At 74.8% G+C, this 13,517-nt stretch carries 14 protein-coding genes and 1 tRNA gene; 11 read left to right on the forward strand and 4 right to left on the reverse strand.

The genetic code is table 11. From position 1 onward, the window contains the following. Nucleotides 1-3: 3 nt before the first annotated feature. From ACZCLJ_RS05850 to ACZCLJ_RS05865, 4 genes are read left to right on the forward strand one after another with little or no spacing between them, the layout of a single operon-like run. Nucleotides 4-1,455 (forward strand): class I adenylate-forming enzyme family protein, encoded by a 1,452-nt coding sequence (locus tag ACZCLJ_RS05850; RefSeq protein WP_463105765.1) that lies wholly within the window; start codon nucleotides 4-6, stop codon nucleotides 1,453-1,455. Continuing rightward, complete coding sequence (locus tag ACZCLJ_RS05855; protein WP_463105766.1) at nucleotides 1,452-2,684, forward strand: thiolase family protein; 1,233 nt, start codon at nucleotides 1,452-1,454, stop codon at nucleotides 2,682-2,684. The genes ACZCLJ_RS05850 and ACZCLJ_RS05855 overlap by 4 nt, the downstream gene beginning before the upstream one ends. After that, complete coding sequence (locus ACZCLJ_RS05860) at nucleotides 2,681-3,583, forward strand: energy-coupling factor ABC transporter ATP-binding protein (protein ID WP_463105767.1); 903 nt, start codon at nucleotides 2,681-2,683, stop codon at nucleotides 3,581-3,583. The genes ACZCLJ_RS05855 and ACZCLJ_RS05860 overlap by 4 nt, the downstream gene beginning before the upstream one ends. Continuing rightward, nucleotides 3,580-4,188 carry a CbiQ family ECF transporter T component gene (locus ACZCLJ_RS05865; RefSeq protein WP_463105768.1) on the forward strand — a complete coding sequence of 203 codons (609 nt, stop codon included), beginning with the start codon at nucleotides 3,580-3,582 and terminating at the stop codon, nucleotides 4,186-4,188. Before ACZCLJ_RS05860 ends, ACZCLJ_RS05865 begins: the two co-directional genes overlap by 4 nt. Before the next feature lie 100 nt (nucleotides 4,189-4,288). Here ACZCLJ_RS05865 and ACZCLJ_RS05870 read toward each other — a convergent pair whose 3' ends face one another. Genes ACZCLJ_RS05870 through ACZCLJ_RS05880 form a run of 3 tightly spaced genes read right to left on the reverse strand, consistent with a single transcriptional unit; the run spans nucleotide 4,289 to nucleotide 7,058 of the window. Then, the gene (locus ACZCLJ_RS05870; protein WP_463105769.1) at nucleotides 4,289-5,593 is read right to left on the reverse strand and encodes an MFS transporter; all 1,305 of its coding nucleotides are present in this window, start codon (nucleotides 5,591-5,593) and stop codon (nucleotides 4,289-4,291) included. Continuing rightward, nucleotides 5,590-6,222, reverse strand: a complete 633-nt coding sequence (locus tag ACZCLJ_RS05875; RefSeq protein WP_463105770.1) for an ArsR/SmtB family transcription factor — start codon at nucleotides 6,220-6,222, stop codon at nucleotides 5,590-5,592. The genes ACZCLJ_RS05870 and ACZCLJ_RS05875 overlap by 4 nt, the downstream gene beginning before the upstream one ends. A 44-nt stretch (nucleotides 6,223-6,266) precedes the next feature. Further along, nucleotides 6,267-7,058, reverse strand: a complete 792-nt coding sequence (locus ACZCLJ_RS05880; RefSeq protein WP_463105771.1) for a phosphatase PAP2 family protein — start codon at nucleotides 7,056-7,058, stop codon at nucleotides 6,267-6,269. A 224-nt stretch (nucleotides 7,059-7,282) separates the two neighbouring features. Here ACZCLJ_RS05880 and ACZCLJ_RS05885 point away from each other — a divergent pair, with 224 nt between their 5' ends. The 7 genes from ACZCLJ_RS05885 (at nucleotide 7,283) to ACZCLJ_RS05915 (ending at nucleotide 11,977) form a co-directional block, all read left to right on the forward strand. Then, complete coding sequence (locus tag ACZCLJ_RS05885) at nucleotides 7,283-7,432, forward strand: hypothetical protein (RefSeq protein ID WP_251153873.1); 150 nt, start codon at nucleotides 7,283-7,285, stop codon at nucleotides 7,430-7,432. Nucleotides 7,433-7,609: 177 nt separating this feature from the next. Beyond that, on the forward strand, nucleotides 7,610-8,311 hold the full coding sequence (orn, locus tag ACZCLJ_RS05890; protein ID WP_463105772.1) for an oligoribonuclease: 702 nt from the start codon (nucleotides 7,610-7,612) through the stop codon (nucleotides 8,309-8,311). Between the two features lie 85 nt (nucleotides 8,312-8,396). After that, nucleotides 8,397-8,472: transfer RNA gene (locus tag ACZCLJ_RS05895), tRNA-His, on the forward strand. 312 nt (nucleotides 8,473-8,784) lie between these two features. Further along, nucleotides 8,785-9,606 carry an ABC transporter ATP-binding protein gene (locus ACZCLJ_RS05900; RefSeq protein WP_251153871.1) on the forward strand — a complete coding sequence of 274 codons (822 nt, stop codon included), beginning with the start codon at nucleotides 8,785-8,787 and terminating at the stop codon, nucleotides 9,604-9,606. Further along, nucleotides 9,603-10,244, forward strand: coding sequence for an ABC transporter permease (locus ACZCLJ_RS05905; RefSeq protein ID WP_251153870.1), 642 nt, complete (start codon nucleotides 9,603-9,605; stop codon nucleotides 10,242-10,244). Before ACZCLJ_RS05900 ends, ACZCLJ_RS05905 begins: the two co-directional genes overlap by 4 nt. Then, entirely contained in the window at nucleotides 10,241-10,972 is a 732-nt protein-coding gene (locus tag ACZCLJ_RS05910; RefSeq protein WP_463105773.1) for an ABC transporter permease, read from the forward strand. The genes ACZCLJ_RS05905 and ACZCLJ_RS05910 overlap by 4 nt, the downstream gene beginning before the upstream one ends. 81 nt (nucleotides 10,973-11,053) lie before the next feature. Continuing rightward, on the forward strand, nucleotides 11,054-11,977 hold the full coding sequence (locus tag ACZCLJ_RS05915; protein ID WP_463105774.1) for an ABC transporter substrate-binding protein: 924 nt from the start codon (nucleotides 11,054-11,056) through the stop codon (nucleotides 11,975-11,977). Nucleotides 11,978-12,578: 601 nt separating this feature from the next. On the opposite strand, the gene ACZCLJ_RS05920 is transcribed toward ACZCLJ_RS05915, so the two are convergent. Beyond that, on the reverse strand, nucleotides 12,579-13,502 hold the full coding sequence (locus ACZCLJ_RS05920; RefSeq protein WP_463105775.1) for an ATP-grasp domain-containing protein: 924 nt from the start codon (nucleotides 13,500-13,502) through the stop codon (nucleotides 12,579-12,581). Nucleotides 13,503-13,517 lie beyond the last annotated feature (15 nt).

The following is a 13,517-nucleotide window of genomic DNA, read 5'->3' on the forward strand; positions in this document are numbered from 1 at the left end:
CCCGTGCCCGTCGCCCCTCAGGTCCTGCGCCACGCCGTCGACCCCGCCGTGCGCGACCGCCCCGCCCTGCGCATCGCCGACCGCTCGCGCACGTACGCCGCGCTCGGCGCCGACGTGCGGGCCGGCGCGACGTTCCTGCGCGCCGCCGGGACGGCGCCGGGCGACCTCGTGGCGGTGTCGCTGCCGGACCCGGTCGACCTGCTGACCGCCGTCCTCGCGGTCGACCTGGCGGGCGCGACACCGCTCGTGTGCGACCCGGCCTGGCCGCGCGCGCACCGCGCCGAGGTCCTGCGCGCGGTCCGACCCCGCACGTTCGTCGAGGTCCCGCTCCCGCGCGGGACCGTGCGGGACGAGGAGACGACGCGGGCTCGTGGACGTGCCGCACCGCAGGGGGGTGCGGCGGCCGCGAGCGCCCCGGGACCGGGGCCCGACGGCCTCGCGTGGGCAGGGTTCTCCTCCGGGAGCACGGGTCGGCCTCGCGCCGTCGTGCGGACACGCGCGTCGTGGGTCGACTCGTTCGACGACGTGACGCGCCTGACCGGCGCCCGCCCGACGGACACGGTCCTCGTCCCCGGGCCGCTCGCGTCGTCGCTGTACTGCTTCGCGGCGGTCCACACGCTCGCCCTCGGCGCGTGCGCCTACCTCGCGCGCACACCCGCGGCCATGACCGCCGCGCTCGCCCGCTGCGACGTCGTGCACCTCGTGCCGTCCGTGCTGGAGGAGATCCTCGACGCGCTCGACGCGGGCGCGCCCTCACGCCTGCGGCAGGTCGTCGTCGGGGGTGCGTCCCTCCCGCCGGGCGTGCGCGGGCGGGCCGCCCGCCACGGTCTCGACCTCCTGGCGTACTACGGCGCGGTCGAGCTCTCGTTCGTCGCCCACGACCCCGACGGGACCGGGCTGCGCGCCTTCCCGGGCGTCGAGCTCGACGTGCGCCCGCTCCCCGGAGCGAGCGTCGGCGAGGTGTGGGTCCGCTCGCCGTGGGTCGCCCGGGGCTACCTCGCGCACGCGACCGGGCCGCTGCGCCGCGAGGACGGCTGGTCGACGGTCGGGGACCTCGCCGACCCGCTCGCCGAGCCTCTGCCGGACGACCGCCTCGTCCTGCGCGGCCGCGGGGACGGCGCGATCCTCACCGGTGGGGCGACCGTCGTCCCCGAGGACGTCGAGGTCGTGCTGCGGGCCGTGCCGGGAGTGCGCGACGTCGTCGTGCTCGGGACACCGCACCGCCGGCTCGGGGCGGTCGTCACCGCCGTCGTGGAGTGCGACGCACGGCCGGGCCTGCGCGCCCACCTCGAGCGCGTCGCCCGGTCGGCGCTCGCGCCGAGCCAGCGCCCGCGGCGCTGGTACGGGACGCCGGCACTGCCCCGCACGCCGTCGGGCAAGCCCGCGCGCGGCGCGCTGAGCGAGGCGCTGGGCGCGCTGGAGCACCCCGCGGCCGACCTGGTCGCGCTGCCGTGACGGCCCGGACCGCGCTCGGGACGAGCCTCGGGGTCGCGGAGGACGCTCCCGTGGTCGTCGCCGCCCGGCGCACGTGGATCGGCACGGCCGGCCACGGCCACCGCGGGCGCACCGAGGTCGACCTCGCCGCCGCGGTGCTGCGGGCCGTCACCGACGACACGCGCGCGGCCGGCGTCGGGGGCGCCGTCGCCGACGTCGTGCTCGGGTGCTGCACGGGACCGGGCGGCAACGTCGCGCGGGTCGCGGCGCTCGCCGCGGGGCTGGGCGTCCACGTCCCGGGACTCACCGTGGACCGGCAGTGCGCCTCCGGGCTCGCTGCGGTCCTGCTCGCCGCCCAGCAGGTGCGTGCGGGCGACGCCCGGCTCGTCCTCGCGGGTGGGACGGAGAGCGCGTCGACGGCGCCCTCCCGGACCTTCCGCGGCGCGCCCGCCGGGTATGCGCGCGCGGCCTTCACGCCCGCGCCGTGGGCCGACCCGCAGATGGGCGCGGCGGCCGACGCCCTCGCCCGACGGCGCGCGGTGACGAGGGAGCGACAGGACGCCTACGCCGTCCGCAGCCACGCCAGAGCCCTCGCCGCGCACGCGGCGGGTCGGTTCGACGCGGAGGTCGTCGGCGTCGGTGCGCCGCAGGCCGGGCCGTCCCGCGTGCCGACGGCGGGCCGCGGGCGGCTCGACCGCGACGAGCGGGCGCGCCGTCTCGACGGGTCGCGCCTCGCACGGCTGCCGGCGGCGTTCACGCCCGACGGGACGGTGACGGTCGGCACCGCGAGCCCCGTGAGCGACGGCGCGGCGGCGGTCGCCGTCGTCCCCGAGGCGGTCCGCCGTGGGCTCGGGGTCCCGGGGCTGCGCCTGGTCGCCTCGGCGACGGTCGGGTGCGACCCCGCCGAGCCGGGCTGGGGCCCGGTGCCCGCGACTCGGGCCGCGCTCGACCGGGCGGGCTGGTCGGTCGACGACCTGGCGGCCGTCGAGGTGGTCGAGGCGTTCGCGGCGCAGGTGCTCGCCGTCACCGACGCACTCGGCCTCGACCCGCTCGGCGGTGACGAGCGCGTGTGCGCCGACGGCGGCGCGCTCGCGCTCGGCCACCCGTGGGGTGCCAGCGGGGCCGTGTCGGTCGTCCGGCTGTTCTCCCGCCTCGTGCGCGCGGGCGCCCCGGCGGGGACGCGCGGGCTCGCGACCGCTGCGGTCGGCGGAGGCCTCGGCGTCGCGGCGCTCGTGGAGGTTGTCCGATGAGGTGGCCGTCCGCACGCGCCCGAGACCGTGGCTCGAGCGACCTGCCGGGCGACGGCGCGAGCGACCTGCCGGGTGATGGCACGAGCGGCCGGTCCGACGACGAGCGTCCTGGGCGCGGGGTGCTCGGCTGCGTCGTGACCCTCGAGGACGTGCACGTCCGCCTCGGCGAGCGCGACGTGCTGCGCGGCGTCGACCTGGTGCTGCACGAACGGCGCATCGGCGTCGTCGGGGCGAACGGCTCGGGCAAGAGCACGCTCGCCCGGTTGCTCAACGGGCTCGTCCTGCCGACGACCGGCCGCGTGCTCGTCGACGGCCTCGACACCCGGCGGCACGGCGCGCAGGTACGACGCCGCGTCGGTTTCGTGTTCACGGACCCGGACGCGCAGATCGTCATGCCGACGGTCGCCGAGGACGTCGCCTACTCGTTGCGGAAGGTCCCGGCCGGTGCCGCGCGCGACGCCCGGGTGCGCGACGCCCTGGAGGCTCGCGGGCTCGCGGACCACGCCGACCATCCGGCGCACCTGCTCTCCGGCGGCCAGAAGCAGCTCCTCGCGCTGACCTCCGTGCTGGTCACCGAGCCCGACCTCGTGGTCGCCGACGAGCCGACGACCCTGCTCGACCGGCGCAACACCCGCCGCGTCGCGGTCGAGCTGGCGTCGCTGCCCCAGCAGGTCGTCCTCGTCTCGCACGACCTCGAGATCGTGTCCGCCATGGACCGCGTCCTCGTCGTCGACGACGGCCGGGTCGTGGCCGACGACGAGCCCGGCCCGGCGCTCGCCCACTACCGCCGCCTCGTCGACGACGACCTCCCGCCGTCGTCCGTGCCGGCCACGGCTCTGCGGCCGCCCGCCGCGACGCAGGTCCGGGAGTCGCGGGGTGCGCCGGACGGAACCCGATGAGCGGCCCTTCCGTGGCGGCGTACCGCCCGGGTACCTCACCCCTCCACCGCGCGCCGGCGGGTGCGAAGCTCGTCGGGCTCGCGGTCGCGGGCACCGGCATCCTCCTGCTCGGCGACCCGTCCGCGGTCGGCGTCGCCGCGCTCGCCGTCGTGGCGCTCTACGCGCTCGCGGGAGCCGGCCCGCGCGTGCTGTGGAGCCAGGTCCGGGCGCTGCGCGTCGTCGTCCCGCTGCTGCTCGCCGTGCAGTGGTTCACGCTGGGCACCTTGCCCGCCGTCGTGCTCACCGCTCGCCTCGTCGTCCTCGTCGCGCTGGCCGGTCTCGTGCTCGTCACGACACGCTCGTCCGACGTGCTCGCGGCGATCGAGCGCGGCCTGAGGCCGCTCGGTCGGGCGGGCCTCGACGTCGCGCGCGTCGCCCTCGTCCTCTCGCTGGCCGTGCGCGCCGTCCCCGTGGTCGCCGCGCTCGCGGGGCGCGTGGGGGACGCGTGCCGCGCGCGGGGACGCGAGCACGACGTCCGCGCGTATGCCGTCCCGCTCGTCGTCGCCTCGCTGCGCCACGCCGACGCGACGGGGGACGCGCTGCGCGCCCGGGGCCTCGACGACTGAGATGAGCGAGGTAGTACCGCAGTACGCCGAGGTAGTACCGCTGTCGTCGACCGGGGTACTACCTCGCGCCACCGAGGTACTACCTCGCGCTACCGGGGTACTACCTCGCGGAGGCGGGGTCCTTCCTCGGCGGGATGGCGCGGCCGCGGAGCGCGAGGACGGCGGCGGCGAGGATGGTGACGACCGTGACGACGAGCATCGCGCGGTAGTCGACCATCCCGACGAGCGCCGCACCGAGCACCGTCATCGCGAGCTGCGGGACGTTGAGGAGCATGTTCGTCGCCGCGGACACGCGCCCTTGCAGCCCGGCGGGCGTGCGCAGCTGCCGCTCCGTGACGAAGCCGACGATCGCCCACGTCACGCCCAGCCCGACGGCGCCGAGGCCGACCATGATCGCGACGAGGTGCGACCCGAGCGCCGGGACGACGCCGAGGCCCAGCACGACGAGCGCGACCGCCACGAGCCGCTGCGCACCCCAGCGGGCGACGAGCCGTGCCGCGGTGAGCCCGGCGACGATCGCCGTCACGGCCTGCACCGACGAGATCGGTCCCAGGAGCTCGGGCGGGAGACCGAGCCCGTCCTCGATGATCGCGAAGCTCACCGCGTTGAGTAGCCCGACGGCCGCGAAAGCGACGACCAGGGCGACGGTCAGTGCGCCCAGCGGAGGCGTGCGCACGAGGTGCCGGAAGCCCGCGGTGGCCTCCGCGAGCAACGGCTCGCGGTCCGCCGCCGCGGTCGGCGGCGTCTCGACGAGCGTGATCCGCCCGACGACGAGCGCGGCCACCCCGAACGCCCCCGACGCGGCGAGGACGAGCGGGACCGGACCTGCGAGCGCGTAGGCCCCGGCGCCGACGACGGGCATGAGGAGCCGGAACACCTGGTCGATCGTCGTGAGCCGGCCGTTGGCGGGCGCGAGCGCGTCGTCGGGCAGCATGTCGCGGATCAGCCCCGACTGCGCCGCGGCCGTGGCGAAGCCCACGCCCGAGTACACGACGGTGACGGCGAAGACGAGCCACACCTGGCCCGGCCCGCGCACCGCGAGGAGCAGCAGGAGCGTCAGCGCGCCCACGAGGTACGACACGACGAGCATCCGCCGCCGCGACACGCGGTCCGCGACCTGGCCGAGGACGGGCGAGACGAGGGCGGGCAGCCCGAGGGCGGCGAACACGAGCCCGGCGGCACCGTTCGACCCGGTGAGGTCCTTGACCCAGACGGCGAGGATGATCGCGAGGACCGAGTCGGCGAAGTTCGTGAACGCCCAGCCGACGGTGAGGAGCCGGAACGGGCGCGAACGCAAGGCGGTCCGCGCGTCGACGGCGCCGGCCCGGGCGGACGTGCCAGGAGTGCGCGCGGGACCGGCGTCGGCGGTGGGTGCCGACGGCGCCCCTGCGCCCTCGCCGCTCATCGGGCGTCTCCCGCGACGGGGGGCGTGCCGTCGCGGCCCACCGGGACGTCCGCGTTGACGACGCCGAGCAGGCGCGCCGGCCGCGACCCGGCAGGCCGCAGCGACGGGTCGTCCCACCGCCCGGCGAACCGGTCGGTCAGCGCCTCGACCTCGCGTGCGAGGTCGGCGAGCTCGTCGCGCGTGGCCCAGAACGACGCCGTGGTGAGCGTCGAGGCGAGGAGCCACTCCGGCGCCTCGGAACCGGCGCGCGCCAGCCAGTCGCGCACACGGCCGGCCTCCTGGTCGAGGAGCAGCGCGGCCACGGCTCCGGCCGCCGGAAGGGATCCCGGGACGTCCGGGTCGAAGCGGGTCCGGCGGCCCTGACCGACGGCGCGCCACGGCTTCTCCTTGCCGCGCCGCTCGGCTGCCTCCACGAAGCCGTACTTGGCGAGCATCCGCAGGTGGAACGAGCAGCTGGCGACCGACTCCCCCGTCGCCTCGGCACACCGCGTGGCGGTGACCTCGCCCTCGTCGTCGAGAAGGGACAGGATGCGCAGCCGGAGGGGGTGCGCAAGGGCACGCATGCGCTCCGGGTCGGACGTGACGAGGGGTTCACGGCCGGGCTGCGGCGCGGATGGGCTCAGGCTCATACGAGGGACGCTACAACGCTAAAGAACCCTTGCGCAAGACTTCTTTAGCGTTCTCCGGTCGTCGTCCCCGGAGCACTCCCGCGCGCGGCGGAGGCGTCGTGCAGCCGGCTCACGACCACGACGACACCGAGCACGGCCACGGCGAGCGAGATCCCGGCCAGCACGTCGGTGAGGAAGTGGTACCCGAGGTAGAGCCGGCTCCCCGCGACCGCCCCCACCACGACGACCGACGCCAGGGCCCACCCGGCGAGCAGCCGCCCCCTGTGGTGCCGGTGCCACACGAGGTAGCCGCCCACGAGGACGAGCGTCGCCGCACCGATCGTGTGACCCGAGGGGAAGGAGAAGGACCGCTCGACCCCCGCGACGACCATCGACTCGCCCGGAGGGCGCGGACGCGCGATCAACGCCTTGAGCACCGTCGACATGAGCGTGGCCAGCACCATCGCGCCCGCGAGCAGTCCGGGCTCCCACCAGGTCCCGGAGCGTCGCGCCCACACCACGCAGCCGACGGCGACCAGGAGAGGCAGCACGAACGGCCCGAAGAGGTCCGTCACGACCGTGAGCACCGACGTCACCGCCGGGGTCCGGTGCGCGACCAGCCACTCGAGGAGGGGATCGTCGAGCTGCCACAGGTCGTCGCGGTCGCGCACGGCGTCCAGCAGCGCGACGAACCCGAGCACACCGAGCACGACGAGCGCGACCCCGGGCCACACGAGGGCCAGCACCTGGGACGCCGGCCGTCGCTCCTCGCCCTGCGGAGCACGCTCGCGGCCCGCACCCTCCGACGGTCTCCCGCTCCCGCCGACCACCTCGCCCCGCTCCTCCACGCCGCTCATCCCCGGACGCTACGCAGTGCCGCACGTCCTCGCAGGTCGGACCGGTGCGCGTGCCGACGGTCGCCCGGCCGCCGCGGCGTCGACGCCCTGCGCGTAAATCAGGTGCGCCCTCCGTGCCGCGCGTGGTTCTGTGGTCACACACCGCGGTGACGTCCGTCCGGTCCGTACCGGGCGGTGGAGGGTCCGGCCAGGCCCAGCATTCCGACGTCACGAGAGCACGCACCATGCATCCCCTCATCACGTTCGACGTGGCGGCCCTCAGCCGCCGCGAGCAGCTGCAGGAGCAGACCCTGCGCCGTGAGCAGCTGCGCCGCACGACCACCCGCGTCCCGGCACGCACCCGGCAGGCCCGCCTGCCGCGGCGCACCGCGTGACACGTACCGACCGCGCACCGCACGAGGACCCTCCTCGACGGATCGCGGCTCACCCCGAAGGCCCCGGCCATCCGGACCCGTCACGGTCCGCGCAGCCGGGGCCTTCGTCGTCCCCGGGCGCGGTGCGGACCGCGCACCGGGACTCCCTCCGGGTCTCCCGCGACTAGGCTGTCGGGCGTGAGTCCCGTGAACGCCAACGAACGCATCGTCTGGATCGACTGCGAGATGACCGGACTCGACCTGGGCGCGGACGCCCTCGTCGAGGTCGCCGCCGTGGTCACCGACTCCGAGCTCACCGTGCTCGGCGAGGGCGTGGACGTCCTCGTCCGACCGCCCGCAGAGGCGATCGAGCAGATGGGCGACTTCGTGCGTCAGATGCACACGACGTCGGGCCTGCTCGACGAGCTCGAGACCGGGCTCACGCTCGCGGAGGCGGAGCAGCTCGTCCTCGACTACGTCCGCACCTGGGTCCCCGAGCCGGGCAAGGCACCGCTCGCCGGCAACTCCGTGGGCACCGACAAGGGGTTCCTCGACCGCGACATGCCCGCTCTCATGAGCCACCTGCACTACCGGATCATCGACGTGTCCTCCGTCAAGGAGCTCTCCCGCCGCTGGTACCCGCGGGCCTACTTCGCGTCGCCGGAGAAGAACGGCGGCCACCGGGCGCTCGCCGACATCCTCGAGAGCATCGACGAGCTCCGCTACTACCGCGAGGCCGTCTTCGTCCCCCAGCCGGGACCGGACTCGGCGACCGCCCGGCAGATCGCCGCGCGGGTCAAGGCGTCCTCCGTCGCCCGACCCGTCGCTCCGATCCCCGAGGAGCCCGCCGTGGCCACCGTCACAGACCCCGGGACGACCGACGACGCCACGCGGTCCTGAACCCCCTCGCGGACCTAGTACACTTTTCGACGGCCGGTGCTCACGCCCCGGTCGGTGGTCCGCCCCTCCGGGTGGGTCGCACATGGTGGGTATAGCTCAGCTGGTAGAGCACCTGGTTGTGGTCCAGGGGGTCGCGGGTTCAAGTCCCGTTACTCACCCCAGCGCGCAGGGCCCCTCGTTCGCGAGGGGCCCTGCTGCCGTCTCCGGACCGTCACGGCTCCATGCCTCGGCACCCGGGCCACGACGCACCAGGCCCGCGCACTCTCTGCCCAGGACACGCCAGGCCGACAACGCCGGGCCGGCCTCACCGGCTCGACGACGCCATCGGGACGGACCGGTGCGAACGCGACGAACCGCCGAAAGTCATACGGTCGGGTAACGATCCGCGCCGCGCCCCGCGACCGGCTCGCGCACGCCCGCCGACTGTGATCGGCTGGGACGCCGGAACCACCGAGGCTCGGAGGAAGTGCCCCGTGATCGAATTCCGCTCGGTCAGCAAGACCTACCCGGACGGCACCGCCGCGGTCGACGACTTCAGCCTCGTCGTGCCACCGCACCGTACGACGGTGCTCGTCGGGTCGTCGGGCAGCGGCAAGACCACGCTGCTGCGCATGATCAACCGGATGGTCGACCCGACGGCCGGCGTCATCGAGATCGACGGCGAGCCCATAGCGGACAAGGACCCGGTCCGGCTGCGCCGCGGCATCGGCTACGTCCTGCAGAACGGGGGGCTGCTGCCGCACCACACGGTCATGGACAACGTGACGACCGTCCTGCGGCTCGAGAAGACCCCGAAGCGGGTCGCGCGCGACCGCGCGCTCGAGCTCCTCGACACCGTGGGGCTCGACAGGACGCTCGCCGAGCGGTACCCGAGCCAGCTCTCGGGCGGGCAGCAGCAACGCGTCGGCGTCGCACGCGCCCTGGCCGCCGACCCCAACATCCTCCTCATGGACGAGCCCTTCGGCGCCGTCGACCCGATCGTCCGCGCCGAGCTGCAGACCGAGACCCTGCGGCTGCAGCAGGAGCTGCAGAAGACGATCGTGTTCGTCACGCACGACGTCGACGAGGCGTTCCTGCTCGGCGACCAGGTCGTCATCCTCGAGAAGAGCGCGAAGATCGCCCAGGTCGGCTCGCCGAGCGAGATCCTGGAGAACCCCGCGACCGAGTTCGTCGCGAGCTTCATCGGCGTCGAGCGCGGGGCCCGTGCCCTGCACACGAAGCGCACCGCGCGCGGCACGGTCCTCGTGGACACGAACGGCCGCACCCAGGGGGTCCTCGTCGAGGACGGCGCATGACCTGGGTCGCCGACAACCTCGACCTCATCGGACGCCTCACGGTCGAGCACCTGCGCCAGAGCGCCGTCCCCATCCTGCTCGGGTTCCTCGTGTCGATCCCCGCCGGCTGGTTCGCCTACCGGTTCCGGCTCACGCGCGGCCTCGTGCTCACGCTCGTCGGGCTCCTCTACACGATCCCCTCGCTCGCGCTCTTCGCGCTCCTGCCGCCGATCCTCGGCATCAGCTTCCTGTCCGAGGTCAACCTGATCGTCGCGCTGACGATCTACGCGGTGGCCATCATGACGCGCTTCGTCGCGGACGCCCTCGACTCGGTGGACCCGGTCGTGCGGCAGGCCGCCGTGGCCGTCGGGTACGGGCCCTGGCGCCGGTTCTGGCAGGTCGACCTCCCCCTCGCGGGACCCGTCGTGCTCGCCGGGCTGCGTGTCACCGCGGTCTCGACCATCTCCCTCGCCACGGTCGGCATCCTCATCGGGATCGACAACCTCGGCTACCTGTTCACGAACGGCTACCAGCGGCAGATCGTCGCCGAGATCCTCGCCGGCGTGGTCGCGGTGGTCGTCATCGCCCTGCTCGTGGACTGGCTGCTCGTGCTGCTCGGCCGGCTGGTGCTCCCCTGGACCCGGGCGGTGCGCGCATGAACCTCTTCGCCGAAGCCGTCGCCTGGATCTTCTCGCCCGCCCGGGCGGAGGGCGCGCTGCCGCTCTCCGAGGCGATCTGGACCCACCTCGCCTTCACGTTCGTCTCCGTCGTGATCGCCGCCGTCGTCGCCATCCCCGCGGGCTGGCTCATCGGCCACACCGGTCGGGGGCGGGAGATCGCCGTCGCCCTCTCGGGAGCGGCGCGCGCCGTGCCGTCGTTCGGGCTCGTGCTGCTGCTGGTGCTCGTCCTCGGCGTCACGCACAAGGTCGGCGCCTCGATCACGGCGTTCGTGCTCCTCGCCGTCCCGCCGATCCTCGCGGGCGCGTACGCCGGCGTCGAGGCGGTCGAGCGCCGCGTGGTCGACGGCGCGCGCTCCGTGGGCATGACGCCCTGGCAGGTGCTGCACAAGGTGGAGGCGCCCCTCGGCCTGCCCCTGCTCATCGGCGGGCTGCGTTCCGCGACGCTCCAGGTCGTCGCGACCGTGACCCTCGCCGGGTACGTCGGCAACTGGGGCCTCGGGTTCTACATCATCCAGGGCATCCAGATCCGCGACTTCGCGCAGATCCTCGGCGCCGCGCTGCTCGTCGTCGTCCTCGCGCTCGTGCTCGACGCCGTCTTCGCGCTCCTTCAGCGCTTCGTCGTCCCGCGCGGCGTGGCCGCCGGTCGCGCGACCGAGAGCCCGGGCCGCCGTCGACGGCGCACCGCCACCGCCCCGAACCCCGGCTGACCCCACCGGGCACCAAGCCCCCTCCATCGCACCGCAACCCAGACCGCCACCGGGACCCCACCTCAGAAAGGGACTCCACCCATGCGCACCTCACGCCGCACCCTCGCCCTCCTCGCCGGCGCCGCGACCGCAGCCCTCGCGCTCGGCGCCTGCAGCAGCTCCGACCCGCTCGACGAGGACACCGGCGACGGAGGCGGCTCCGCCGGCTCCGCCGGCTCCGACACGATCGTCATCGGCTCCCAGGCCTACTACTCGAACGAGATCATCGCCGAGATCTACGCCCAGGCGCTCGAGGCCGAGGGCTTCGAGGTCGAGCGCAACTTCAGCATCGGCCAGCGCGACGCGTACATGCCGGCTCTGGAGGACGGCGAGGTCACGCTGTTCCCCGAGTACACGGGCAACCTCCTGCAGTTCTTCGACCCGGAGACGACGGCGACCTCGCCCGAGGACGTCTACGCGGAGCTCCAGGAGGCGCTGCCCGAGGGCCTGACGGTCCTCGACCAGTCCGAGGCCAGCGACCAGGACTCGTACAACGTCACGGAGGACTTCGCGTCGCAGTACGACGTGAGCAGCCTCGCCGACCTTTCTGCCCTCGACGTCGACCTCACCCTCGGTGGCCCCGCCGAGCTCGAGCAGCGCCCGTACGGACCCACGGGCCTGCAGGACGTCTACGGCGTCGACGTCTCGTTCGTCGCGACGGGTGACACGACGGTCCAGGACCTCGTCGCGGGCACCGTCAACGTCGCCAACGTCTTCAGCGCCGACCCGCGCATCCAGACCGAGGGCCTCGTCACCCTCGACGACCCGGAGGGTCTGTTCCTCGCGTCGAACGTCGTCCCGCTCGTGAGCACGGACGTCGCCGACGAGATCGCGGACGTCATCAACCCCGTGAGCGCCGCCCTCACGCCGGATGGACTCGTCGACCTCAACGTCCAGTCGACCGTCGACCAGCGCTCGACCGAGGACATCGCCGCCGACTGGCTCGCGGAGAACGACCTGGCCTGAGCCCGTCCCCGGTCGTCCCGGCTCACCCCGGGGCGACCGGCCGGGTCTCGGGTCACGCGCTCGTGGTCGCCCTGGGACGGCCGGCCGGGTCACGCGCTCGTGGTCGCCCTGGGACGGCCGGCCGGGTCGCGGGTCACGCGCTCGTGGTCGCCCTGCGACGGCCGGCCGGGTCGCGGGTCACGCGCTCGTGGTCGCCCTGCGACGGCCGGGGCGGGTCACGTGCTCGGGCTGCCGCGCCGTCACCCTGGTCCGTCGGCTCGCGTTCTAGGAGCGCGGCTCTGACGCCCTTCGCACGTCACCCGCCCCGACCTTCGTGAGGTCGCCTCGCGCCGAGCAGCCGACGCGCGCGACGCCGACCGAGGTGTCAGCGAACGGCCCGACCGCCCGTAGCCCGACGAGACCCGGCCGCCGAGGTCGATGAGTGGCGACGGTCGTGACGTCGTGCGCGTGCGGTGAGACGACGGACGAGGTGGGGGCGGGGGCCGACGACGACGGGTCGTGGCGGGTCTGGCGGGAGCGGCCCGAGGGACGAGGGCCGCGGATGGTAGACCCGTCGTCGTCGGCCCCCGACCCCGCCGGCTCCAGCTCGGAAGCGATCGGCTCAGCGGCGGACGCGGGCCGCGATCGCGTCGGCGAAGCGGTCGAGGGCGCCGGGGGCGAGCGCCATGAAGAGCGACGGCTCCGTGAGCTCGAGCTCGATGACGACCGGCCCGCCGTCGTTGCCGTTCACGAGGTCGACGCGCGCGTAGAGGAAGGACGACGCGTCGCCGTCGGCGACCGCGTCCGCGGCGACTGCGAGGGCGTTCTGCGCGACGGCGACCTGCTCGTCGGTCGCGGTGAACGGGCTCATCTCCTCCTGCTGGTACAGCCCGCGCGTCGGGCGGTGCGGCCCGGTGAGGAGCGCGTTCTTGCGCACGGCGTGCGACAGCTCGCCGTCGACGAAGACCAGGCCGGTCTCCCCCGCGGTGTCGACGCTCGTCACGTAGGGCTGCACCATGACCTCGCGCCCGGAGACGAGGAGGTTCTTCGCGTGCTGGATGGCGAGGCCGCGCGAGTGCGCCTCGCCCGACTGGTAGCGCCCGGTGTCCTTGGCGCCCGCGCTGACCACGGGCTTGATGACGAAGTCGCCCTGGGCGGGGAGCCGTGTGTGGATCGCGCGCGACGAGAGGTTGCGCGCCGGGTCGAGCCAGAGCGTCGGGATGACGGGGACCCCCGCCTCCTCGAGCCCGCGCAGGTAGCCCTTGTCGGTGTTCCAGCGCAGCACGCGCTCGGTGTTGAGGATGCGCGGGACGCGCGCGGCCCAGGCGACGAACTCGTCGCGGCGGGCGGAGTAGTCCCAGGTGGAGCGCACGACGACCGCGTCGAAGGCGTCCCAGTCGACGTCCGGGTCGTCCCAGACCGCGGGTGCCGCGTCGACGCCTCGGGTGCCGAGCGCTCGGACGAGCGGGGCGTCGTCGGCGTCGAGGTCGGGCAGGACGGAGCACGTCGCGAGGGCGACGCGGGGGGCGGAGGTCTCGGTCGTCACGGGTCGAGACTAGGT

This window comes from Cellulosimicrobium sp. So1_17 (assembly GCF_055181235.1).